Annotated in this window: 17 protein-coding genes; 5 read left to right on the top strand and 12 right to left on the bottom strand. The window is 74.6% G+C overall.

Features of this window, described 5'->3' with window-relative positions:
• Positions 1-318: 318 nt before the first annotated feature.
• Entirely contained in the window at positions 319-1,182 is an 864-nt protein-coding gene (locus M0638_RS09775) for a DUF2189 domain-containing protein (RefSeq protein WP_248666794.1), read from the bottom strand.
• A gap of 595 nt (positions 1,183-1,777) precedes the next feature.
• Here M0638_RS09775 and M0638_RS09770 point away from each other — a divergent pair.
• Complete coding sequence (locus M0638_RS09770) at positions 1,778-4,357, top strand: rhamnosyltransferase WsaF family glycosyltransferase (RefSeq protein ID WP_248666793.1); 2,580 nt, start codon at positions 1,778-1,780, stop codon at positions 4,355-4,357.
• 7 nt (positions 4,358-4,364) lie between these two features.
• The gene (locus tag M0638_RS09765) at positions 4,365-5,549 is read left to right on the top strand and encodes a glycosyltransferase (RefSeq protein ID WP_248666792.1); all 1,185 of its coding nucleotides are present in this window, start codon (positions 4,365-4,367) and stop codon (positions 5,547-5,549) included.
• Between the two features lie 380 nt (positions 5,550-5,929).
• Here the strand turns inward: M0638_RS09765 and M0638_RS09760 are convergent, their stop codons facing one another.
• From M0638_RS09760 to M0638_RS09735, 5 genes are all read right to left on the bottom strand, one after another.
• Positions 5,930-6,256 carry a hypothetical protein gene (locus tag M0638_RS09760; protein ID WP_248666791.1) on the bottom strand — a complete coding sequence of 109 codons (327 nt, stop codon included), beginning with the start codon at positions 6,254-6,256 and terminating at the stop codon, positions 5,930-5,932.
• 228 nt (positions 6,257-6,484) lie between these two features.
• A complete protein-coding gene (locus tag M0638_RS28800; protein ID WP_282571932.1) occupies positions 6,485-8,767 on the bottom strand; it encodes an O-linked N-acetylglucosamine transferase family protein in 2,283 nt (760 codons plus the stop codon).
• 1 nt (position 8,768) lies between these two features.
• The gene (locus M0638_RS09745; RefSeq protein ID WP_248666790.1) at positions 8,769-10,250 is read right to left on the bottom strand and encodes a tetratricopeptide repeat protein; all 1,482 of its coding nucleotides are present in this window, start codon (positions 10,248-10,250) and stop codon (positions 8,769-8,771) included.
• A 130-nt stretch (positions 10,251-10,380) separates the two neighbouring features.
• The gene (locus M0638_RS09740; protein ID WP_248666789.1) at positions 10,381-10,761 is read right to left on the bottom strand and encodes a flagellar biosynthesis regulator FlaF; all 381 of its coding nucleotides are present in this window, start codon (positions 10,759-10,761) and stop codon (positions 10,381-10,383) included.
• A 350-nt stretch (positions 10,762-11,111) separates the two neighbouring features.
• Entirely contained in the window at positions 11,112-11,945 is an 834-nt protein-coding gene (locus tag M0638_RS09735) for a flagellin (protein WP_248666788.1), read from the bottom strand.
• A 512-nt stretch (positions 11,946-12,457) separates the two neighbouring features.
• On the opposite strand from M0638_RS09735, the gene M0638_RS09730 reads away from it, so the two are divergent.
• Entirely contained in the window at positions 12,458-13,438 is a 981-nt protein-coding gene (locus M0638_RS09730) for a Bug family tripartite tricarboxylate transporter substrate binding protein (protein WP_248666787.1), read from the top strand.
• Positions 13,439-13,709: 271 nt separating this feature from the next.
• On the opposite strand, the gene M0638_RS09725 is transcribed toward M0638_RS09730, so the two are convergent.
• Positions 13,710-14,843: a CaiB/BaiF CoA transferase family protein gene (locus M0638_RS09725; protein ID WP_248666786.1), complete on the bottom strand. Its 1,134-nt coding sequence runs from the start codon at positions 14,841-14,843 to the stop codon at positions 13,710-13,712.
• Between the two features lie 383 nt (positions 14,844-15,226).
• On the opposite strand from M0638_RS09725, the gene M0638_RS09720 reads away from it, so the two are divergent.
• The gene (locus M0638_RS09720; RefSeq protein ID WP_248666785.1) at positions 15,227-16,255 is read left to right on the top strand and encodes a tripartite tricarboxylate transporter substrate binding protein; all 1,029 of its coding nucleotides are present in this window, start codon (positions 15,227-15,229) and stop codon (positions 16,253-16,255) included.
• A gap of 91 nt (positions 16,256-16,346) precedes the next feature.
• On the opposite strand, the gene M0638_RS09715 is transcribed toward M0638_RS09720, so the two are convergent.
• The 4 genes from M0638_RS09715 to dnaQ form a co-directional block, all read right to left on the bottom strand.
• Positions 16,347-17,132, bottom strand: coding sequence for an N-formylglutamate amidohydrolase (locus M0638_RS09715; protein WP_248666784.1), 786 nt, complete (start codon positions 17,130-17,132; stop codon positions 16,347-16,349).
• A gap of 2 nt (positions 17,133-17,134) precedes the next feature.
• Positions 17,135-17,944, bottom strand: a complete 810-nt coding sequence (locus M0638_RS09710) for a transglutaminase-like domain-containing protein (RefSeq protein ID WP_248666783.1) — start codon at positions 17,942-17,944, stop codon at positions 17,135-17,137.
• A 130-nt stretch (positions 17,945-18,074) separates the two neighbouring features.
• A complete protein-coding gene (locus M0638_RS09705) occupies positions 18,075-19,127 on the bottom strand; it encodes a transglutaminase family protein (RefSeq protein ID WP_248666782.1) in 1,053 nt (350 codons plus the stop codon).
• A gap of 600 nt (positions 19,128-19,727) precedes the next feature.
• Complete coding sequence (dnaQ, locus tag M0638_RS09700) at positions 19,728-20,453, bottom strand: DNA polymerase III subunit epsilon (protein WP_248666781.1); 726 nt, start codon at positions 20,451-20,453, stop codon at positions 19,728-19,730.
• A gap of 244 nt (positions 20,454-20,697) precedes the next feature.
• Between dnaQ and M0638_RS09695 the strand changes: the two genes are divergently transcribed.
• Positions 20,698-21,951, top strand: a complete 1,254-nt coding sequence (locus tag M0638_RS09695) for an acyltransferase family protein (protein ID WP_248666780.1) — start codon at positions 20,698-20,700, stop codon at positions 21,949-21,951.
• Positions 21,952-22,131: 180 nt separating this feature from the next.
• Here M0638_RS09695 and M0638_RS09690 read toward each other — a convergent pair whose 3' ends face one another.
• Complete coding sequence (locus M0638_RS09690; protein ID WP_248666779.1) at positions 22,132-23,760, bottom strand: lytic transglycosylase domain-containing protein; 1,629 nt, start codon at positions 23,758-23,760, stop codon at positions 22,132-22,134.
• Positions 23,761-24,114 lie beyond the last annotated feature (354 nt).

Below are 24,114 nucleotides of genomic sequence, written 5' to 3'. Positions count from 1 at the left end.
GAGCCGGTCGGGCCTGATACGGTCAGGCCGGAACGGCTCCGGGGCGGATTGCCGGCAGGCGGAACGCCCGCGCCGTGCGGCCGCCCCCGGCGATGCGGGCGCGCGGCCGGCCACGGTGGGACGGCGGGCGGGCCCGGCGGATCGGGTGCCGGGACGGCCGGGCGGCCGCTTCCCGGAGCGGATCGACACCGGCCGCAGGGCCTTCCGGCCCGGCACGGCGGGCGCGGCCGCCCGTCGCCCGGGGCCGCCGCGAGGCCCGCGGTCGCAGGGGGCGGCCTCCGTGCGGCCGCGCCGGGCCGGGCGCGCCCGCGGATGCGGTCAGGGCACGAGGCGGCGGTAGAGATGCCAGGTCGCGTGCCCGAGCAGTGGCAGCACCACGGCGAGCCCGAGGAAGAAGGGGACCGAGCCGAGCAGCAGCAGCGAGGCGACGATCAGGCCCCAGGCCGCCATGGGGACGGGGTTCCCGGTCACCGCGCGTATCGAGGTGCGCACCGCCGATTCGACGCCCACGTCGCGGTCGAGCAGCAGCGGGAAGGACACGGCGCCCAGCATCAGCGCCACGGCGGCGAACAGGAAGCCGATGCCGTTGCCGAGGATCAGCAGGCGCCAGCCGGGGGCGGTGGTGAGGACCTGCTGCGCGAGCGCCGAGAGCGATGCGGGCCGCGCGCCGTCGAACACCATCCCGTAGAGGCCGAGGGCGCTGCGCAGCCACAGCAGGAACAGCGCCATCAGCACGAGGCCGAGCGCGACGATGCTGCCGATCGCGGGCGAGCGCAGCACGTCGAACGCGTTCCACCAGGAGGAGGACAGCCCCCGCTCCCGCCGGCGGCTGAGTTCGTAGAGGCCGATCGCCGCCACCGGGCCGAGCAGGGCGAAGCCCGCGACCAGCGGCCAGAGCAGCGGCAGCACCTCCGCGCCGTAGGTCATGCGGCCGAGCACGAGGCCGATGACCGGGTAGATGAGCGCCACGAAGGCCGCGTGCGTCGGGTGGGCGCGGAAGTCGTCGAGGCCCTGCCGCAGTGCCTCGCGCAGGTCGGCGAGGCCGATGCGGCGGACCGGCAGCGCCGCGCCGGACGGCGCCAGGGCCGGGGTCCGTGCGGGTGGTGCCGGGACGGCCCCGCGGGTCGGGGCGGGGCCCGCGGCGGCGGGCGGGCCACCGGCGGCGTAGGGAATTCTTTCCATGTCCATGCCTCCCAGGGCTGCCGGACGGGCGATCGCGGCATCATGCCGGGAGGGATGCCCGCCGGCTCTCGCCCGCGCGGGCAGCCACCCCGGCCGGGACGCACGCCGTCTCGGGCAATTCCGTATCTGGTAGGCCATGGGTCGGGCGGAAGGCCCCCCGGCCGCCGGCGCGGCGAAGGCTTCGCGGGGATCGTCACGGCGCGGGGCAGGCGGGGCCACGCCCGGCGGGAGCGGGACGGCCGGCCCGGACACGCATCCGGCGCCGCAGGGCCCCGCGCCCGTCGGTACCGGCCCGGTTTGACCGCCGGGGGAGGCCCACGATAGGGTGCCACCTGGCAGGGGAGATCCCCAGGGAGATCCCCCAGGGAAATCCCCCAGGGGAGACACCTGGAGGCCATCCCCCGTCCGGGGCGCCGGCGCCCTCCCGGAAGCGTGTGCTCCGGCCGCCGGCTTCGCGGCGGCGCGGACCCGGCCGGCCCATCGGCCGCCATCGGCCCGGCGCGCGACGCCCCGGCCGTTCCCGTGCATGAGGACCGCGATTTTGCCATCAGCGTCAGAGGGCAGCTGCGGCCCCCTTCCTGGCCCGCGCCCGGGCGTGCCCAGCCTGCGCGCGGCCTTCGCGGCGCACCGGGGCTACCTTTCCGACAAGTGGGAGCAGTATCCCGGCATCTACGAGGCCGAGCTGCACGACCTGCTGCAGGGCGGCGCCCCGTTGCGGGTGCTGGAGATCGGCATCCAGAACGGCGGCTCGCTCCAGCTCTGGTCGCAGGTCCTGCCGCCGGGCTCGCGCATCGTCGGCATGGACATCGACCCGGCCTGCGCCGGCCTCGAATTCGGCCCGGAGGTCGAGGTCTTCATCGGCGACGCGAGCGACGCCGCGACGCTGGATCGCTGTCTCGGCGGTCGTGTCTTCGACGTCATCGTGGATGACGGCTCGCACCGCTCCGGGCAGGTGATCGCGGCCTTCGAGGCGCTGTTCCCCCGTCTCGCCCCAGGCGGCGTCTACATCGTCGAGGACCTGCACTGCAGCTACCGCCGCTCGCACGGCGGCGGCCTGCGGCGGCGGGAGACGGCGATGACGTGGTTCAAGGATCTCGCCGACGCGCTCAACGTCGACCATTTCGAGCCGGCGGACGGCGATGCGCTCGCCCCGGACGCGCTGGCGCGGCTGCGCGCCTACGGACGGTGGCTGGCGCGGGTGAGCTTCTACGATTCCGTCGTGTCGGTCGCCCGCCTGCCGGCCGAGAAGACGCGCCCCTACGCGCGGCTCATGACCGGCACGGCGGCCCGCGTGGCCGACCCGGCGGCCATCCTGCCGCAACTGCCGGTGCGGCAGCTACGCGGCCTGACGCTGCTGCCGGGGATCGCCGGGGCGCTCGAGCCGTCGCTGCGCGCCGGCCTCGTCGCCGCGCGCGAGGAGGGCGAGGCGCTGCGCCGGATGCACGCCGAGGCGAGTGCCGAGGCCGGGAGCCTGCGCGCGCGGCTCGCCGAGGCCGAGGCCGCCGCGCAGCGGGCCGAGGCGGCACGTCGCCAGGAGACGCAGGCGCTGGCGGCACGGCTCGCCGAGGCCGAAGCCGGGATGGCGCGCCGCCTCGCCGCCGCCGACCGGACGGCCCAGGCGCGCATCCGGGCCGCCAGCGAGGCCGCGGGACAGGCGGAGGCGCGCGCCGGCACGCTGCGGTCGGAGCTCGCCGCCGCCCGCGCGGCGATGGCGGCGCTGGCCGGCGAGCGGGAGGCCGTCTCGGCGGAGCTGGCGGCCCTGCGCAACTCGGTGGGTGCCCGGCTGGGTCTCTACGGGGCCTATCGCCTCCAGCGGCTGCCACGACCGATCCGCCAGGCGCTGCGCGGTGCGGTGACGCGCGCGATGCGGCTGCGCGCCGGACTGCTCGGCCGCCCGTCCGCCGCGCCGCCCGCCGCCGCCTCGCCCGACACCCTGCCCGGGGCGCCGGTCGTGCCCGCCGCGCTGCTCCCCGCCGCGCCGCCTGGGTTGCCCGCGCCTTCGGAGCCCGTGCCTCGCCCCGCGACCGCGCGGCGGCTGATCTCGGCGCGATTCCCGGCCCTGCGCCCCCTGCCGACCTACCCGCTGCCCGAGGCTCCGCCGCGTCTCTCGATCGTGACCGACGGCATCGGCCCCGCCTCCGGGACGGACACCGCGCTGCTGCTCGGCGCGGCGCTGGCGGCGCGGCTCGGCGCGGGCCTGCGCGTCGTCACGCGGGACGCGCCCGGGGAGGCGGCGACGGTGCGCGAGGTGCTCGGGCGCAACGGCATGCGCTTCGACGGCCCCCTGGAGCTCGCCTTCGCGCCGGAGGACGAATCGCGCGAATTGCCGGTCGCGCCGCTGGACCTGTTCCTGACCACCTCCTGGCGGGCCACGCGCGCCACCCTCGGCAGCGTCCCGCCGGGGCGGGTCGCGGCGATCGTGGAGGAGGACGAGCGGACGCTCCATCCGCATGGCGAAGAGCGGCTGCGCTGCGCCGAGACTCTGGGCCATCCCGGCCTGCCGGTGGTGGTCAGCACCGAGATGCTCTTCCGCCACCTCGCGGAAGGCCCGGATGCCCTGCCGAACCTGGCGTCCGAAGGGATGTGGTTCGAGCCGGCCTTTCCCGGCGCCGACGCGCCGTCCGCGGAAGCGGCGCGTCGGCGCCTCCTCTTCCAGGCGCGGCTGGACGACCCGCGGAACCTCTTCTGGCGCGGCCTGGAGGCGCTGGACGCCGCCGTGGCCGAGGGGCTGTTTCCCGATACCGCCTGGGAGATGCACTGGGTCGGCGAGGCGTTGCCGGCGGTGGCGCTCGCCCGGGGCGTGGTGCCGATCCGCGCGGGGACGACGGCTCAGGATGTCCGCCAGCCCCTCATCGCCTCCATGGATGCCGGGCTGGTGCTGACGGATGCGCCGCACCCCGCCTACCCGACGCTCGACCTCGCTGCCGCCGGTGCCGCGGTGCTGACCAACACGCATCCCGGCAGGTCCTCGCTCGCCCGCTATTCCGCCAACATCCTCATGGCGCCGCCGACCACCGAGGGGCTGCTCGACGGGCTGCGCCGCCTGCAGGGGCTCGCGGAGGACGACGCCGCGCGGGCGCGCCACCGCGCGGCCGACCGTATCGGCCGCGACTGGAACGCGGCGCTGGCGCCGGTGGTTGCCCGCCTGGCCGCGCGCCTCCCGGCGATCCGCTGAGCGGCCGATGTTCAGGGACCTGACCGACGGCCCGCTGGGCTACGCGCCGCCCTGGGAGGCGTGGCCCCTCGCCACGCGGCTCGACGCGCTGCGGCGCGGGCGGCCGCGCATCGCCTGGCTCTACGAGACGCCGGACACCAGCACCTTCCGCTACCGCTGCCTGAACCCGACCGCGACCCTGGCGGCGACCCGGCCGGATATCGGCGCCGCCTGGTTCGGGCTGGACGACCTGCCCGCGCTGATGGACGAGGTGTCCGGCCTGCATGCCCTCGTCATCTGCCGCGTGCGCTACGACGCGCGCCTGGCGCGCCTCGTCACGCGCGCGAAGGCGGCGGGCGTGCGCGTGCTGTTCGACTGCGACGACCTCGTCTTCGACATCGGCTACATCCACCTCATCCTCGACACGCTCGACCAGGATGTCGGCAACCGCGACGTCTGGGACGACTGGTATGCCCATGTCGGCCGCAAGGAGACGCTGGCGCGGCTCTGCGACGGCGGCATCACCACCAACCGCTTCATCGCCGACAGGCTGGGCCGGATCGTCGCGAACGGGCTGGAATCGGTCGGCATCGTGCCGAACTACTTCGACCGCGAGCAGGAGGAGGCGTCGCGCGCCCTGCTCGCGGCCAAGCGCGCCCGCGGCTTCCGCGGGGACGGGCGCGTCACCATCGGCTACTTCAGCGGCTCGCCGACGCACAACCGGGACTTCGCGGTGGCCGCCCCGGCGCTGGCGCGCCTGCTCGCGGCCGATCCGGCGGTGGACCTGCGGGTGGTCGGCTTCCTCGATTCCACCGGCCCGTTGCGGCACCTCGCCAGCCGCGTCGAGATCATCCCGCTGCAGGACTACATCAACCTCCAGCGCGTCATCGCCGAGGTGGAGATCAACATCGCGCCGCTCCAGGACAACAGCTTCACCAACTGCAAGAGCGAGCTGAAATTCTTCGAGGCCGCGGCCGTGGGAACCTGGACCGTCGCGACGCCCACCTACACCTTCCGCCACGCGATCCGGGACGGCGAGACGGGCCTGCTCGCGCGCGCCGACCAGTGGGACGACGCCCTGGCCGCTTCCGTGGCGCGCGTGCGCGACCCCGAACGCTACGCGCCGGTCGCCGAGGCCGCCGCGGCCGAGGTCTATGCGAGGTATGGCTGGGACAGGCAGACGGCGTGCATCGAGGCCGCCCTCGGCCTGTGAGGCGTGGCGGGTACGGTCACGGGAAGGGCGGCCACGGAAAGAGCGGGCACGGAAAGAGCGGCCACGGTCAGAGCGGGCGCGGGCAGGGAGACACGGGCAAAGGGGAGGCGGGCACGGGGCTTGGGTGGGGCGGGCGTGGTACCGGCCGGCCTCCGGGGCGCCGCGGCGATGCCGATGATCGGGGGGCAGCTCCGGGAAGCGGGCTCCGGGCGGATCCGCCGCAGGGGGCGGAAGCATCGCGACGCTCGGCTTCCGGCAGGCTGCCGCCCACCGGCAGGGGCAGCGGCGGCGAGCGCCGGGATCGTCGGTCGGCGATCAGCCATCGGCCGGCGATCCCGATGGGGAGGAGCGCATCGCCCGGCCGGCGCCGGCCCGTGGGCTCACCAGCGGCGCCAGCCGCGGCCGTAGTAGCCGTAGCGCGGGCCGCTGTTCGCGATCGCGGCGCCGGCGATGATGCCGAGTGCCCCCGCGGCGACGGCGGTGCCGACCACCGCGTTGTTCTGCTGCTGCTGCTGCGCGTACTCCGCCTGCGCCAGGGGCGCGAGGCCCTGCGCGGCATAGCAGGCATTGGGATCGCCCATCTGGCAGGCATAGTTGGCCTGGTTGGCCTGGATCTGGTACGGGCCCGGGCCGGTCGCGCAGGCGGTGACGCTGAGGGCGGCGAGCACGGCGATGGAGCGGAACGGCAGGCGGGTGAAGCGCGTCATCGATCTGTCCTCCGGTCCGGGCGCGGCGCCCCGACCCACTGCCCGGACCCTAGGGGTGGCGGCCGGGCGGATCGCTGAAGCATTTCAGGGATCCGCGGCGGGAGTGTGGCGACAGGACGGCGGGCCGGGCGCGATCGGCCGTGCCGGTTGCGGCCCGGAAGGGCCGATCCCGGTGCCGCGGGGACCCGGCCGGGCACGATGGTTGTCGGGGCACGGACCGGCCCGTCATCAATTCCGCGCGCACCAGTCCCGCCAGGCATGGCGCAGCGCCTGCCCGAGCGCCTGTCCGAAGCGCGGCGCGTCGCAGAGCGGCGACTGGCGAACCTGGTCCCGCAGGCCGGCGCGCAGCGCGGCAAGGCCGGCCAGGTCGGAGGCGCGGTATCGGGCGAGCCGGACGTAGTCCTCGACCGATCCCGCGACCCATCCGGGCAGGCCGGCATTGCCGAGATGGCTCAGCGCATGCCGCGCGGCGAAGCCGTCGCCGGCCAGCGCCACCACCGGCACGCCCATCCACAGCGCCTCGCACACCGTCAGGCCGCCGGTGTAGGGGAACGGGTCGAGGGCGATGTCGATGTCGCGATAGGCCGCGAGCATCTCCGCGTGCGGGCAGCCGCCCAGCAGGTCGAGCCGGTCGGGATCGAGGCCCAGCGCGGCGAGCCGCGAGACGAAATCGGCGCGCGTCGCGGGATCCGCCAGCGCGTGGGTGCGCAGCCGCAGCCGCGCGCCGGGCACCTGCCGCAGCACCTCGGCCCAGGCGGCGAGGGTGACCGGCGTGACCTTGGCCAGGTTGTTGAAGCAGCCGAAGGTGACGTAACCGTTGCGCAACGCCGGCAGCGGCCCCGGCTCCGGCGCGTAGGGCGGCGGCGTGTAGCAGACGTAGCCGTCCGGCAGACGCAGCAGCCGCTCGCTGTAGAAGGGCTCGAAGCCGGGCGGGGTTTCGCGCGCATCGGTCAGCATCCAGTCGACGCAGTCGAGGCCGGTGGACGCGAATTGCACGCCGACCCACTTCACCTGCACCGGGGCCGGGCGGTGCTGCAGCGCCAGCAGGCGGCCGCCCTCGCCGTAGCCGCCGCAATCGAGCAGCACGTCCACGCCGTCATCCCGGATCGTCTCGGCCAGTGCCTCGTCCGGCAGATCCGCGACGTCGCGCCAGAGCGTGGCGCGGGCACGATAGCGGGCGGCCAGCCAGTCCCGCCTCGTGCGCAGCGCGTAGCAGGCCAGTTCGAACCCGTCCGCGGGCAGGGCCTCCAGCCCCGCCAGGGTCAGCCAGCCGACCGGGTGCACGCCCAGGCAGCCCGACAGCACGCCGACCCGCAGCCGCCGCTCCGGGTCGCGGGCGTTGCCGTGCGCCACGCGGGCGGGCGGGCCGACGCGACGGGCGATGTCGCGCCCGGCGGCCAGCAGCGGCGCCGCGCCGCCCTGCTCGGGATGGTACGGCAACACGGAGAGGCGGTTGATGAGGGTCGGCAGTTCGCCGCCGGAGATGGCGACGGCCCGCTCGGCCGCCGCCAGCCCCTCCCGCTGCCGGCCGCAATAGGTGAGGGCCAGGGAGCGGTTGGAGAGCAGGGACGGGTGCTCGCCGAAATTCCGCAGCGCGTCGTCGAGCACCGCGAGCATCTCGGCGAAGCGGTAGCGCTTCCACAGGACCGAGGCGAGCATGTTGCGCAGGTCGAGATCGCCCGGCGAGGCGGCCATGGCCTCGCGCAGCAGCGGCTCGGCCTCCGTCTCCCGACCGGCACGCATGAGGCCGTGCGCCAGCTCCGCCAGGATCGCGGGCTCGCCCGGCGCCAGCGCCTCGGCCACGCGCAGATGGGCGAGCACCGTCTCCGGCCGGCCGCAGCCGACCTGCAGGTGGGCCGCGGCGAGTGGCCAGGCGGGCGAGAAGGGGTCCGCCTCGGCGCCGGCGTCGACGTGGCGCAGCGCGTCCGCCTCGCCCAGCCATGCACGCAGGGCGCGGGCCAGCAGCTTCGCGGCCGCCGCCATCTGCGCCGGGTGCGCGCGCAGCACCGCCTCGCAGCGGCTCGCCGCCAGCTCGGCGTCGCCCTGCTCCAGGAGCAGCCGGGCTTCCATGAGCAGCAGCCCGGGTTCGACCGGGTCGATGGCGCGGGCGCGCTCCAGCAGCGCCGCCGCCTCGCCGGGATGGCCGTCCGCCTCGGCCACCATGGCCCGGGCGGCGAGGGCGGGCACGTGCTCGGGCGCGCGGGCCAGCGCCGCGTCGAGCAGCCTCGCCGCCTCCGTCGGCTCCCGTCGCAGCGCGGCGGCGAGGCCGAGGCGGAACCAGGGCTCGGCCAGGTCCGGCAGGGCGACGGCGGCATCCCGCAGCAGCGGCAGCGCCTCCTCGACGCGGCCGAGATCGGCCAGGGCGAGGCCGAGGTTCAGGCCGGCATAGGCCCCCCCCTCGCCGCTCTCCGCCGCCGCCCGCAGCAGCGGCAGGGCCGTGGCCGGGGCACGCGCCGCCAGCGCGTCAAGACCGGCCCGGAAGGGCGATGGCGGCGCCGACGCATCCTGCATGTCAGTGCGCCGCGCCGGACGGGGCGGGACGGGCGGCGACCAGCAGCCCGTCGATCATCCCGTCATCCTCCAGGCGCAGCACCTCCTCGCGCATCTCCACCACGTCGAGCGCCGCCGCGGCGAGGGCGCGCTCGAGGTAGGCGCGGCCGTGGCTGAAGCGCGCGCTGCGCTCCAGGTGCCAGCCCATCCCCGTGTCCGCCCCGCGCTCGACGGTGAACAGCAGCAGCCCGTCCGGCGCGAGCCGCCGGCGGCACAGCGCCAGCATCTCGTCCGCCTGGCCGAGATAGATCAGCACGTCCGCGGCGACGATGACGTCGCAGGGCGGCTGCGCCTCCCGCAGCACCGTCATCAGGTTGGCCTGGCGGAGCGCGGTGTAGACGCCCTTGCGCGCCGCCTGCTCCAGCATCCGGGCGGACAGGTCCACGCCGGTCAGGCCGCCGCCGAGCAGGTCGCTCAGGGCGACGCCGACCAGGCCGGTGCCGCAGCCGAGGTCGAGCACCGGGCCGAGACGCTCCGTGCCGGCGGCGAGGCCGGGCCGGAGCCGCTCCAGGGCGCGTCGGACGAGCCCGGGGCCGCGCCAGCCGAGCGAGAGCAGCGACAGCTCGAAGCTCGGCGCGTAGCGGTCGAACAGGGCGGTGGCGTAGGCCTCGGCGCCCTGCTCCGTGGTGTCGCCGTTCAGGGCGGCGGCGAGGTGCGCGAGGTAGCCGTCCTCCGGCCGCAGGCGCGAGGCGGACAGGAGATGCGCGGCCGCGCCGTCCAGGTCCCGCAGCCGCATCAGCGCATGCGCCAGCACCGCGTGCAGCGATGCGTCGGCGGGCCGGCTGGCGAGTGCCTCGCGCGCCAGCGCCGCGGCCAGGTCGGGCCGGTCGGCGGCCAGCGCGTTCTGCGCCCGCAGCGCGGCGACCGGCAGGTCGGGCCGTTCGATGCCGTGCTGGGAGAGGATTTCCTCGGCGGCGTCGTGATGGCCGGTCTCGCTCAGCGCGCGCGCCAGGGCGAAGCGGTACTGGGGGTTGGCCGGATCCGCGCGCAGGGCGGCGCCGATCAGGAACACCGCCTCGTCGTGCTGGCCCTGCTCCAGCAGCGCCGTGCCGAGCAGTGCCTTGGCGGCGGGGCTGGCGGAGTCCGCCAGCACGGCCGCGGCCGCATCGTCCAGTGCGCCGGTGCGGTCGCCGCCGGCGCGGCGCGCGCGGCTGCGCAGTTGCAGCAGCGCGGAGGAGCCGGGATCGGCGGCGAGGGCGTCGTCGACGTCGGCGACGGCCTCGGTGGTCCGGCCGAGGGCCAGCAGCGCCTCGGCCCGCAGGCCCAGCGCCATCGGCGGCGGGGTCGGCACGCGACGCAGGCGGTCGAGCGCCGGCAGCGCCTCCACATGCCGGCCCTGCTGCATCAGGTCGCAGGCGCGCTGGAACAGGCGTTCGACCACCGCCACATCCGGCGGCACGGCGGCGGGCGCGTGGGGCGGCCGGGGAGACAGGGCAGCGTGCAAGGCAGGATCCTCCTGGGCGAGGCCGGCGATCCTGCCGACCCGGTGCGGGCCCCGGCGCGGGGCCCAATGCGGTGTCAGGGGCGGTGTCAGGGGCGGTGTCCGGTGTGGGGCCGGGTGCGGCCCGGGCGGTTCAGCTCCAGAGGCCGGCGGCGATGTTGTCGTTGATGGTGGCGATGAAGCGCAGGTCCGGCTCGGGCGCGTCGCACTCGCGCAGCACGGCGTGCGCGACGCTGGCGAGCGAGGCGCGCAGCGCGGCGGGCAGGGCGTTGTCCGGGTCCTGCACCAGGTTCAGCACCGCATCCCAGAGGCGCCGGCTGTCGGCCAGTCCGCGCGCGCGGTCGAGCGGATGCGCATCTTCCGCCAGGGCGAGGCGGATATAGCGGTTGGCGCGGGTGAAGACCTCGGCCTCCATCTGCTTCGGCGTCAGGCGGCGGCGATAGGCGGCCGCGCCCTGGGCGGCGGTGGCCGGCGGGCTGGCGGGAAGCAGGGCCGGATCACTGGTCTGCATCATGCGGGTGTGGCTCCGAGCGGGGAGAGGAAGGGAGCGTTGCCGTGCGCCGTCAGGCGCGGGCGGCCACGAACGGGCGGACAGTGGCGCACGTGCCGGCGCACGGCGCCGGGCGCGGCGCGCACCAGCGCGGCGCCGGCGATGAGGCGTGGCGGAAGCGGGACGGAACCGGGCCATCCGGGCTGTCGGGCGGGCGGGGCTGCGGCGGTTCTTCACGCGGCGTTCCGGCACGGGCGCTGCTTCGCGGATTCTCTGGCGGGCCTGCCGCGCGGGCAGGAGAGGGGGAGCCGACGCCGCCGGCATCCTGTCGGCGGCGGGGGTCGGCAACCGGCGGCTTTGCGCCGGAAGAGGGATCAGCCGAACAGCTTCAGCAGGGCCTGGGGCGCCTGGTTGGCGATGCTCAGCGCCTGGGTGCCGAGCTGCTGGCGGATCTGGAGCGCCTGCAGGTTGGCGGACTCCTTGGCGAGGTCGGCGTCGACCAGCGCGCCGAGGCCCGAGTTCTGGGAGTCGATCAGCGACTTGTTGAAGGTGATCTGCGCCTGGACGTGGCTCTTGTAGGTGGCGAAGGTGTTGAGCGTGGTCAGGGTGTTGTTGATCGCGGTGGTGAGCTTGCCCGTGGCCGTCATCGCCGAGGCGGCCTGGCTCTGGGTGAAGGTGCTCGCCGTCGAGACGTTGTTCCAGACGTTGGCGGTGGCCTGGTAGTTGGTGAAGCTGTAGGTCACGCCGTCCGCGGTCTCGACCACCTTGTAGGTCTTGGCGGTCGCGTTGCTCAGCAGGTTGTTGCCGTTGTAGGTCGAGTTGGTGATGTAGGACTTGATCTGGTCGGTCATGCCCTTGACCTGGGCCGCGTAGTTGGCCTTCTGGTCGGCGCTGAGCGTGCCGTCCGCCAGCTTCGTCACCATGCTCTTGAGGTTGTTCAGCGTGTCGGAGATGCTGCTGAGGCCGGTGCTGGTGGTGTCGAGCAGGCCGTTGACGCCGCCGAGCTGCTCGTTGGCGGAGGTGGCGGCGGCGACGTTGCCGCGCACGCGCTGGGCCACCGCGTAGGCGGCGCCGTCGTCGCTGGCGTCGGCGACGCGGTAGCCGGTGGAAATGCGCTTCTGCGTCGCGGTCAGCTCGTCCTGCGTGGCGTTCAGCGACTGCAGCGCGACCTGCGCGCCGACGTTGGTGACAACCGAGTTCATGGCCATGGTCGGGTTTTCCTTTCGCGTGGGCCGATTGTTCGGCGCCACGCCCCGACTGTGTCGCCGGCCTATGAACGCCTGCTTAAGCCCGGCCACGAATTCCGGCTGCCCCGTCCTGTGCCGCCCCTTCCTGCGTCGCCCATTCCTGCGTCGGCGCGGCCGGCGGCCGTGACGGCGCGGGGCGCCGTCCGGGCGGAGGGTCGGCGGCGCCTGCACCATGGGAATGCGCCCCCGCCGGCGCAGCCCTGATGCGATGCAGGGAAGAGGGCGAGCCATCGGGCGTTGCGTTCATCATCCCTTACGCAACCGTCGGCATGATCGCCCGGCATGTGGCGGCGACATGGCCGGCCGATGGGGCATCGTACAGGTGGACGTCGCCGTTTCCGTGCGCGCAGACTGGGCCGGCGGATCGTCCAGGCCGCAGGCCGGGGCGAAGGCGGCATCAGAACCGCCGCGCGACCCGGGCTCGCCACCCGGGGTGAAGGCCGGAGAACCGGCCGACGAGATCGGGGGGATGCATGCCCACGCGTCGAACGCTGCTGATCCTGCCGGCCCTCGCTGCCCTCGCCCGTGCCTCCCCGGCGCGCGCCGGCTTTCCCGACCGGCCGCTGCGGATCGTCGTTCCCTTCGCGCCAGGCGGCAACAGCGACACCAACCTGCGCACCGTCACGCCGCGCATGGCCGAGCTGCTCGGCCAGGACATCGCGGTGGAGAACCGGCCGGGCGGCAATGGCGACGTCGGCATCGAGGCGGTGCTGCGCGCGCGGCCGGACGGCTACACGCTGCTCGGCGCGAGCACCGGGCCGATCATCAACGGCCCGCTGCTGCAGGCAGGCCCGCGCCGCGATCCGCTGCGCGAACTCGCGCCCGTCGGGCTGGTCAGCCTGATCCCGATGGCGCTGATCGTGCATCCCGACATGCCGGCACGCACCCTCGGCGAGCTCGTGCGCTACTCGCGCCAACGCGCCGGCGGCGTGACGATCGGCACGTCCGGCATCGGCGGCGCCAACCATCTGCCGCTGGAGCTGTTCAAGGCGGCCAGCGGCGCCAACATCGTGCACGTGCCCTTCCGCGGCGGCGCCTCGGCGGTGCCGGAACTGCTGGCGGGCAACATCAACGGCACGCTGATCGAGCTGTCCACCGTGCTCGCGCTGCACCGCGAGGGCCGGGCGCGGATCCTGGCCGTCACCTCGGCGCGCCGCTCCCCGCTGCTGCCCGGCGTGCCCACCTTCATCGAGTGCGGCGTGCCGGGCTTCACCGCCGCCACCTTCGTCGGCCTGTTCGCGCCATCGGGCACGCCCGAGGCGGCGATCGCGCGCGTGTCGGAGGCGCTGGCCACGGCCCTGTCCGATCCCGACACGCGGGCGCGCCTGCTCACCCTCGGCGCCGAGATCACGGAGCCCGAGGAGCGTACGCCGGAAGCCTTCGCCACCTGGCTGCGGCGGGAATGCGAACGCGCGCACCGGGCGGTGCAACTCGCCGGCATCCGGCCCGGATAGAGCATCTTCAAGCTGGGTGTACTCACCCAGCGACTCGGAAAGTGCGAAAAACCGAACGGCTCCATGACGTATCGCCGGAGAGCGGGACGCCAGGAGGCGTGGGGCGTCCCCGGAGACCATGGGCGGCGGCGCGCCCGGTATCGTCCCCGGCAGCGTTCCGGGCCGGGCGACGGGCGCAGCGGGGCGGCCCATACGCATGGCGGATGAACCCGGCCTGTCCGGCCTCGGTCCCGCGCCACTGTCGACGGGGCAGTCGATCCCGCCGGGCGTATCAGTCCGCCGCCCCGGCCTCGGCGTGCAGCATCGCCAGCACCGCCTCGGTGTGCTCGCCGAGCCGCGGCGCCGGCGCCAGCGCGTCGCCGAGGCCGGGCAGGCCGGGAAAGGGCAGCGCGCCGAGCGCCGGCTGCGCCACCGTGCGCATCGTGCCCGCGGCGTGCGTCTGCGGCTCCGCCAGCCAGTCGAGCGGCGTGTTCACGCGCTCCGCGAGCAGACGCGCCGCGTGCAGGCGCGGCAGCCACTCGGCCACCGTCGCTCCGGCGAAGGCGTCGCGCAGGATCGGCAGCAGCGCGTCGCGGTGCGCCGCGCGCTCGGCGAAGCTGGCGAAGCGCGGCTCGGCCGGCAGGTCGGGCCGGCCCAGCACCGCGGCCAGGGCGGCGAATTCGGGCTCGCGCACCAGCGCCACCGAGAGCCAGCCGCCGCAGGCGCCGCGGTAGCAGCCCGCCGGCACGTTGAGCGGCGACGGCATCCCGCCCTGCCGGGCCGCCTCCGCGATCGGGTAGGCGAGCAGCGCCGCGGTGCCGCCCATCAGCGAGATGTCGAGCACGCGCCGGCGTGGCGCGGCGTCGCGCGCGCGCTCGGCCAGCGCCGCCTGCACGGCGATGAAGGCGTGCAGGCCGGTGACGATGTCGCTCAGCACCACCGGCATCTTGTGCGGCACGCCGTCGGCGCCCTGGTTCAGCGCGATCATGCCGGCGAAGGCCTGGATCACGCTGTCCGTGCAGGGGCGCTCGGCGAACGGGCCTTCCTGGCCGAAGCCGGAGATGGAGACGCAGACCGCGCCGGGCGAGGCCGCTTCCGGCCCGAGGCCGAGACGGCGCGCGATGCCGGGGCGGAAGCTCTCGATCAGCACGTCGGCGCGCGCGGCCAGCGCCCGCGCCGCGGCCCGGCCCGGTTCCTCCCGCAGGTCCAGCACCACGCTGCGCTTGCCGCGGTTGTAGGTGGCGTGCAGCACGGAATCCGTGCCCTCGCGGCTGCCGAGGCCGCGCGACCAGTCGCCGGCGGGCGGCTCCAGCTTCACCACGTCGGCGCCGCAGGCCGCCAGCAGCATGCCGCAATAGGGGCCCGCCACGCCCTGGCCGGCATCGAGCACGAACAGGCCCGCATAGGGCCGCAGGGCTTCGGTCACGTCTCTCTCCCGCCTTGTCGCGACCGTCTTTAGAGCCGATCCAGCCTGACTGTATCAGGCCGGAACGGCTCTAACCTTTGATTTTTCGCATTTTCCGAGCCGCTGAGCGAGGACGCTCAGCTTGAAAATGCTCTAGAGCGGATCGCCGGGGCCTGCAGGCCCAATCGCGCCGTCGCCGCGAATGGCGGGCGGCGTCGGGACGCGGTCCCGGCCGGGCCGCGCCCCGCTGCGGGGCGGATCGCACCGCCTCGGCATGGCCGGTGGTACGCGGCCGTCGCCCGTGCTTCCTCCCCCGCCCCGATGCCCGGTCCCGGCCGAGGCTTGCCGGGCGCCCGGCGGCTGGCGGATGCTGCGCCCGGTTGCCGGCGCGGGGGGAAACGGGGATGGGCGAGGCGAGGGAGCAGGCCATGGCCGGCACGCGGCCGACGGTCGCGGCCACGCGGCGTGGCTGGCTGGGCGGGCTCGCGGGCATGCTGGCCGGGGCAGCGGCCGGCGCCGGGACGGCGCGCGCGGAGGCGTGGCCCGTGCGCCCGGTGCGCTGGGTGGTGCCCTATCCGCCGGGCGGGCCGACCGACATCCTGGCGCGCATCGTCGCGGCCGGCCTCGCCGACAGCCTCGGCCAGCCCTTCGTGGTGGAGAACCGCGGCGGCGGCTCCGGCGTGATCGGCATGCAGGAGGTGGCGCGGGCGGCGCCGGATGGCGGCACCTTCATGGTCAACGCCTCGGCGCAGGCCATCGTGCCGCACTTCCAGCCGAACATGCCGGTGGACGCGCTGGCCGACTTCACGCCGGTCACCAACATCGCCGCGGTGCCGCTGATCCTGGTCGTCACGCCCGGCCTGCCGGCGCGCTCGGTGGCGGAACTGGTGGCGTATGCCCGGGCCAATCCGGGGAGGCTCTCCTTCGCCTCCTCCTCGACCGGCGCCGCGCCGCATCTCGCGGGGGAGTTGTTCAGGCGCATGACGGGGACGGATCTGGTCCACGTGCCCTATCGCGGCAGCGGGCCGGCGATCCAGGACCTGATCGCGGGCAACGTGCAGCTCATGTTCGACAGCCTGCCCTCCTCGGCCGCGGCGGTGCGGGCCGGGCAGATCCGGGCGCTGGCCGTGACCACGGCGCACCGGGTCGCCGCCTTCCCGGACCTGCCGACCGTGGCGGAGGCGGGGGTGCCGGGCTACGAGATCGCGACCTGGTACGGCATCTGGGGACCGGCGCGGGTGCCGCCGGCGATCGTGTCGCGGCTGCGCGACGCGGTGGCGCGGGTGGTGGCGCTGCCGGAGACGCGGGCGCGGCTCGATGCGCTGGGCGCCGAGCCGGTGGCGGACACGCCCGGGCACTTCGCCGCCTTCGTGCGCGCGGAGTACGACCGCTGGGGGCGGCTGGTCCGCGAGGCGGGGCTGCGGCTGGAGTGACGGAGTCGGCCGGCGCGCCGGCCCGCTCCCCTGCCGCCCGCTCCCTCGACGCCCGCCTTCCTGCCGGCCGCCCCGCGCCCGTCGCCCCGGGTCAGGCCGCCGCGCGCAGCACCGGGGCGAGGCGGTCCGCCCAGGCCGCCGCGTGGTCCTCGCGCGCGATCAGGTCCTGGCGCACCTCGATCAGCGCCGCCGGCAGGCCGCGCGCGTCGCCGTGCACGGGCACGGTGTAGTCGTACTCGGCCTCGACCTTGTAGGGCTCGTTGTCGCCGACCACGAGGCTCGGGTCGTCGCGCAGCCCGGCGATCAGGGCCTCGGCGAAGTCGGCGGCCTTGCCGTACAGGATGCCGCAGTGCCAGGGCCGCGTCTCGCCGAGGAAGATCGGCGTGAAGCTGTGCACGCCGACCACGAAGGTCGGGCGCCCCGCCGCCCGGCGCGCGTCGAGGCAGGCGGCGACGCGGGCGTGGAAGGGCGTGAAGAACCGCGCCGCCCGGCGGTCGCGCTCGGCCTGGTCGAGGCCGGCATTGCCGGGGATGTCGGTCGCCTCGCTGCGCACGGGGATGCTGGTCGGCGTGCCGAGGGGGCGGTTGCAGTCGATCAGCAGGCGCGAATAGCCGGAGAGGAACAGCGGCGCGTCGAGCAGCGCCGAGAGCCGGCGCGCCATCGCCGCCGCGCCGATGTCGTAGGCGATGTGCCGCTCCAGCTCGCGCGCCTCCAGCCCCAGCCGCGCATAGGCGGCCGGGATGTGGTTGGAGGCGTGCTCGCAGAGCAGCACGTAGGGCGAATCGCCGGCCTCGTTCACCGCCGTGACCGGCGGCGGGGCGTCCTCGGGCCCGTCCCCTGGCGCATCCCCTGGCACGTCCCCGCGCGTCTGCGCCATCGCTACTCCTTCACCTCGTCGGTGTGCACATGGAAGCCCGACAGGGTGGCCGGGCCGAAGGAGGTTACCATGGCGACGTCGGTGGCGTCGCGGCCCGTGGCCATCAGGATGCGGCCGATGCGCGGGGTGTTGTGGCGCGCGTCGAAGGTCCACCAGCGGCCGGAGAGGTACACCTCGAACCACGCCGAGAAATCCATCGGCGCGTCCACCGGCGGGATGCCGATGTCGCCCAGGTAGCCCGTGCAGTAGCGCGCCGGGATGTTCATGCAGCGGCAGAAGGTGACGGCGAGGTGCGCGTAGTCGCGGCAGACGCCGACGCGCTCCTGGTAGCCGTCCCAGGCGGTGCGGGTGGGGCGGGCGAACTGGTAGCCGAAGGTGATGTGGTTGTGGACGTAGTCCACGATCGCCTGCACCCGCTCCCAGCCCGGCCGCGTGTGGCCGAACAGCGACCAGGCGGTGTCGGAGAGCCGGTCCGTGTCGCAGTAGCGGCTGCCGAGCAGGTAGATCAGCGTCTCGTCGGGAAGTTCCGGCACCGGATGCTGCACCGCGTCCCAGTTGATCTCGTCCGGCAGGCCGCTGTCCTGGACCTCGAAGTCGGCCGAGATCTTCAGCTCGCCCGGCGGCGCGTGGATGCGCGTGCAGTGGTTGCCGAACATGTCCCGGTAGTCCCAGGTGCTGATCGGCTGGTTGAAGCGCATGTTCTGCGAGGAGAGCAGGTCCTTCTCGCGCGAGGGATGCACCATCAGCATCAGGATCAGCGGCGCCCAGTCGGGGCAGGAGTAGCTGATGTCGTAGCCGGTTCGGATCTTCATCGTGGATTGGCTCCGGTGTTCGTTCTGGGCAACGGGAGGCCGGCGACGCGGCCGGCGGAATTCGGGGGCGGGCGCGGCGCATCCCGCACCCGCGGCGGCCGGCAGGGCCCTGCCGGGACGTGCGGCGGGATCACGGCGCGCCCTCCGTCGCGGCCAGCGGAGAGGCAGGCGAGGCGGCGGGCAGGGTGGCAGCGGCCACCGCCGCGGGGCCGGCCTCCTGCGGCGCGGCCGCCGTGGCGACGGGCCGGTCGGCGGGCACCTGCCGCTTCGGCGCGTCGGCCGTCGCCGGGGAGGCGGGCGCCTCTGGTTCGGCGGTGACGTCCACCTCGACGGTCATGCCGAGGTTGTCGGCTGGAAAGCCGATCCAGGTGCCGTGCAGCGGCACCGCCTGGCGCGGGTCGCGCGCCACGGCGACGCGGATCAGGTCGCGGTTGCCGACGATGCCGTTGGTGGGGTCGAACTCCACCCAGCCGGCGCCTGGCAGGTAGACCTGCGCCCAGGCATGCGTGGCGCCGCCGCCGAGATGCGCCGGCGCGCCCTCGCGCTTCGGGACGTGCAGGTAGCCCGAGACGAAGCGGGCGGCGAGGCCGAGCGCCCGCACCGCCTCGATCATCAGCATCGCGAAGTCCCGGCAGGAGCCGCTGCGCAGCCAGAGCGTCCGCGTCGGCGACTGCACGCCCATCTCCTCGCGCGCCACGTAGGTGAAGTCGCGGCGGATCGCGTGCGTCATGCTGGTGAGCAGGTCGCGCGTGTCGGTCAGGCGGCCCTCGTTGCGCAGGAACTGCCGCGCCCAGTGGTCCACCGCGTGCTCGGGATCGGGGGCGTGGCGCTCGATGGTGCGGCTGAGGTCGGGCATCTCCTCCACCGCGTAGGAGAAGGGATAGCTCGTCGCGTATTCCTCGATCGGGAAGTCGAGCGCGTTCACCGGACGGTGCAGCAGGCGCAGCACGCTCTCGAACCGCAGCTCGCGCGCGCGGCGGCCGAAGCGCGCGATGGCGACGGTGTTGCCGAACACGTCGTGCAGCCAGCGCACGTCCAGCGGCTCCGGCGTGATCGTCAGCGCCGCCGCGAGCAGCTGCTGATCGTGCCCTTCGCGCGGACGCAGCATCATCCGGTGCTCCCCGAAGGAGACCGGCTGGCGGTACCGGTAGGTCGTGACGTGACGGACGGCGAGGATCGGCATTTGGCAGCGGCTAGCGCCTGTCGGGAGAAACGGTTGCCATGCGTCGCGCGCGGGGCTGGGACCGTGGCGCATGAAGCAACGCCGGGCGAGGCGGTGTCGGGCGGGCAGGCATCCGGCTGCGCCGGTCGCGCCGTCACGGAGCCGTTGGTGGTGGCAGGCCGGTCGGCCGCGCGGCACGCTGGTCGCGTGCGGCGGCCCGCACCCCGGCGGGGGCGGCCTTTATACGATCGGTCCCGGACGGTCCAGGGAGGCCGCGCCCCATGGCAGCCATGCGGCGGCCTTCGGGTGCACCGAACCTCGGAATGCGTGCCATGCGTCGATCCTCGTCGCGACGTGGACCTGACGCCCTCCCCGTGCCGGACCGCGCTGGCCGTTCGAGGGCCCGGCTGCGGCACGACCTCCTTGTAGCGGATACAGCGCGCCACCGCATCGATTGTTCCCGCCGCGCACGGGGGGCGGCGGGTTGTTCCCGTCGCGCACGGCGCGAGGTCGGTTGTGCTCGCCGCGCACGGCGCGGCCGGTTGTGCCCGCCGCGCGCGGCGCGAGGCCGGTTGTGCTCGCCGCGCAAGGCGCGGCCGGGCGCCCTTCAGCCGATGCGGGTCAGGAGGCGGGCGGCGCGAAGGGCGGCAGCAACCAGAGCGGTTCCTTCAGCCGGCCGACGAAGGCGGCGTGCGCGGCGAGCTCGGCCTCGCTCGGCACGATCGGGCGCGGCGTCCGGGGCCGCGCGGGGCCGTCGGCGGCGGCGGCCGAGACCGGCGCGACGCGGCGCGCCGTGAGGCCGAGCCCCGGCTGCCGGCCGCCCATCAGCTCCAGGTAGACCTGCGCCAGCAGCTTCACGTCGAGCAGCGCGTTGTGGCTGGTGCGCATCGAGTTGTCGATGCCGTAGCGCCGGCACAGCGCGTCGAGGTTGTTGGCGAGGCCGGGGAAGCGCGCCTTGGCCATGGCCAGCGTGTCGACCATGCGCGCGCGGTCCAGCGCCGGGCGCCCGGCGCGGCGCAACTCGGCGTCGAGGAAGCCGAAGTCGAAGGGCGCGTTGTGCGCGATGATCGGGTCGGCGCCGAGGAATTCCTCGAGCTTCGGCAGGATCTCGGCGAAGCGCGGCTTGCCGCGCAGCATCTCGGTGGTCATGCCGTGGATGCGCACGGCATCCTCCGGCACCTCGCGCTCGGGGTCGATCAGCTCGTGCAGGAAGTTGCCGGTCGGGATCAGGTTGACCAGCTCGATCGCGGCCACCTCGATCACCCGGTCGCCCTTGCCGGGATCGAGGCCCGTGGTCTCGGTATCGAGCAGCACGCTGCGCCTGGAGGCGCCGACCCGCTCAGCCATGCCCGATCCGCCCCGGCGGCCGCGTCCTGTCCATGCCTCCTTCTACAGTCCGGCGCGGTTCCGCGGGAAGCCCAGGGGCGGGGCGGGGGCGGGGACCGAAGGTCGGTGCAGCATTCACATAAATGAGAATACGTTAATTTATACATTTCCGATATTGATCGGAAACGTTTAATCGACGATCCTTGTCGTCTTGAAATTGACACGAATGTCATTCGAGGCGCCTGCGATCATGTCCGCATCCGGAATGCCCAAAAGGAACGCCTTCGGCCTGTCCTGGGCAATGCCGCGTGTCCTGGCCCGGATCCCGGTCCCGGGCCGGCGTGGACGTGCCACCCAGGGACAGGAGGAGGCCGGCAGGTACGCGGCAGCGGGCGTCGCGTCGCCCGGCGACTCCGGCGCGCTGTCGCATCTCGATTTCCTGCGCTTCCTGGCCGCGCTGGGCGTGGTGGCGGAGCACTACGCGCAGTACCTGCTGCAGCAGGCGAAGCATCCGGAATGGATGCCCCGAACCGAGTTCCTCAACCTCAACGTCGACCTGTTCTTCATCATCTCCGGCTTCGTGATCGCCTACGCCTATGCCGACCGGGTCGGGACGCTGCCGCAGTACGGCCTGTTCCTGCGCCGACGGATCGCGCGGCTGGCGCCGCTGCACTGGCTGACGCTCGGCTTCTACGCCTTCGTCGCGGCGGCGATGGTGCTCCTGAACATGGAGTTCACCTATCCCGGGGCGCACGAGCCCGGCTGCTTCGTGGCGCAGCTCCTCATGGTTCACGCCTTCGGCGGCTGCTCGACCCTCTCCTTCAATTTCCCGAGCTGGTCGATCAGCGCGGAGATGTTCGCCTACCTGCTGTTCCCGCTGCTGCTGCGCATGGGCAGGAGGCTGACGCTGGCGCTCTCGATCATCGCCATGGGCGCGATGATCGCGGTCTCCAACGGCCTGCCCTTCGCCGCGGAGCATCCCTGGTACCTGTGGACGTCGGGTGCCGGGCCGCTGCGCGCGCTGGTCGGCTTCCTGTTCGGGCTGGCGCTGTTCCTGGTGCGGCACCGGCTCGTCGGCCTGCCGGGCGCGCGGGCGGGGCTGCTGCTGGCCTTCGCGGGCTTCCTGGGCGGCGGGCTGGCCGGCCTGCCGGTCTCCTGGCTGATGCCCTGCATCCTGATGGTCGCCATCTTCGCCGCGGCCGCCGACATGCAGCGGCGCGCCGGCCGGCGGCTGGCGGGGCAGGACCTGATCGCCCGCCTGGGTCCGCTCGGCGACCTGACCTTCTCGATCTACATGCTGCACATGCCGGTCCAGCTCATCGTGCTGAAGCTGCTCGGGCAGCGCTTGCTGCACCTCGACGGCCTGCCGCTGACGGTGCTGGCCGTCACCGCCGTGCTGGTGCTGGTCGGCCTCGCCTCCCTGTCGCTGCGCTACTACGAGACGCCGCTGCGCGCGCTGATCGGCTCCCCCCGCCGGCAGCCGAAGCCGATGGCGCGCGGGCCGGCCGCCGTCGCGTAGGGACGCGCCGACGGGCCATGCAGGGCCGGGCGGCCGGCACGGGCGGGCGGGTTCGAGCGCCCTGCCCGTGACGTCCCCAGCGGCGTCCCGGCCTGACAGTATCAGGCCGGAACGGCTCTAACCTTCTGGTCTTTCGCATTTTCCGGGGCGCTGGGTGAGTACACCCAGCTTGAAAATGCTCTAGCGGCGTCCGGCCGGCCGCTGCCGCAGCATCGCCTCCACCTCCTCGGCGCCGGCGATGCGCGGAAAGGCGCCGGCGGCGAGCTGGTCCAGGCTCGGCGCGGGCAGGCCGAGACGCGAGGCGTAGATCCAGGAGTAGGTGAGGACGCGCTGCACGTAGGTGCGCGTCTCGTTGATCGGGATCGACTCCAGATAGAGGAAGGGGTCGTCGCGGTGCCGGTTGGTGGGCTGCCAGCGCATGACCGCGCCGGGGCCGGCATTGTAGGCGGCCAGCACCCGGATCAGGTCGCCGCGCATCGCCTCCTGGCGCGCCAGCCACAGGATGAAGCGCTGGCCGAGTTCCAGCCCGTAGGCCGGGTCGTGCAGGCGCTGGGCGTTGCCCGCGAGGCTGGGGTCGTTCGCGAGGTAGCTCGCCGTCGCGGGCAGAAGCTGCATGATGCCGCGCGCCCCGGCCGGCGAGACGGCGGTGTGGTCGAAATTCGATTCCGTGCGGGCCAGCGCGTAGACCAGCGCCGGATCGACCCGGAAGCCCTGCTGCGGCCGCAGGTTGGGCACCGGGAAGCGGGCGAAGTCGCGCGGGCGGCCGTCGGCGCTCTGCACGAGGCCGGCGAGCTGCGCCGCGAGGCCGGTCAGCCCCGCCTGGTTCGCCACCACCAGCATGGCGCGCGACAGGCCGGAATTGCCCGCGGCCGAGGGCCAGAGCCGGCGCAGTTCCGCCTCGGCGCGTCCGGTCTGGCCGATCTGCAGCAGGGCGAGGGCACGCCAGCCGCTGGCGGTCTCGGCCAGGGCGGCGCCTTCCGCCTCGCCGGGCACCTCCTGCCCCCAGTCGAAATTGGCGGGCAGGCCGAGGGCGCGGCGGGCGAGCAGGCCGTAGAAGGTGCGCGGCTCCTGCGCCGCGGCCAGCATCCAGGGTACGTAGTCGCGCGGCTGGCGGGCCCGCACGGCGGCGCGGGCGGTCCAGAAGGCGGCGGCCGAGCGCAGCACGGCCGGGGCACCCTCCGAGCGCGCCGTCACCTCGAAGTAGTTCTTGGCCGCCTCGAAGTGGTCCAGCGCGAAGGCCGAGAGGCCGGCGGTGAAGGCGGCGGGCGCCTGCGCCGCCGGGTGCCGCGCGGCCTCGGCCGCGATGCGCAGCGCATCGGCATCGCGGCCGCGCCGGAACAGCGCCTCGGCGATGTCGGCCTTGAGCAGCGCGGCATAGGCCGCGCCCACCCCCGGCGTGCGGGCGACGAGGGTGAGGGCGGCGTTGACGTTGTCGGCCGCCACCCGGTCGCGCACGGCGCGGTCCAGCACGGCGTTGCGCGTGACCGGGCGGGCGCTGGCGCGCTCCTCGGGCACCACCTCGTCGCGGTCGAGCGTCTCGGCGCTCGGCAGCGGCGGCAGGGCCGCGTTGGCGGGCAGCCGGCTGGCGAGCAGCGCGTGGATGCGCGGCGCGTCCGGCTGGTCGGCGTAGTGGGCGAGCCAGGACTGCAGCTCGGCCGGCGTGGGGTGGACGCCGCTGGAGGCGGCGTTGGCGGCAAGGTAGTGCTCGGCGAGGACGTGCCCGAGCAGTCGTCGGTCCTCGAGGTGGGCGACCTCCGCCATCGCGCCGGCGTGGTCGCCGCGCGAGAGCAGGTCGAAGATGCGTCGCAACCGCGCGGCATCGGACGGGGCCAATGGCTGCGGCAGTCCGGCTACGCCACCTTGCGGCGAAACCCGGGGGACGCTCATGGCGGTCTGGACGACCCGCTGCGCCTGGGCGGGAACCTGAGCCCCCAGCCACAGGGTTGCTCCGAGCAGACCCCTCGCGAGGACGGCGCCGGAACGGCGGGCCATGAGGCAGAGCGCTGGCATGGCGCGCCCCGTTAGCGGGCCGAAAGCCCCCGAGGCAAGCGAAAAGCTTCATAATTTAGCATGCGCGCAATGATTGAGCGCGGAATTCCAGGGACTTAGACTCCTGGTTCCATTCACCTTCTTGTGAGGCGGCCTGCTGAAACCGTTTACAGA

This window comes from Roseomonas acroporae (genome assembly GCF_023223525.1).
In the GTDB taxonomy this organism is placed as follows: domain Bacteria; phylum Pseudomonadota; class Alphaproteobacteria; order Acetobacterales; family Acetobacteraceae; genus Roseomonas_E; species Roseomonas_E acroporae.
Note: the sequence above shows the minus strand (reverse complement) of the source record. Positions and strands in the feature narration are given on the sequence as shown.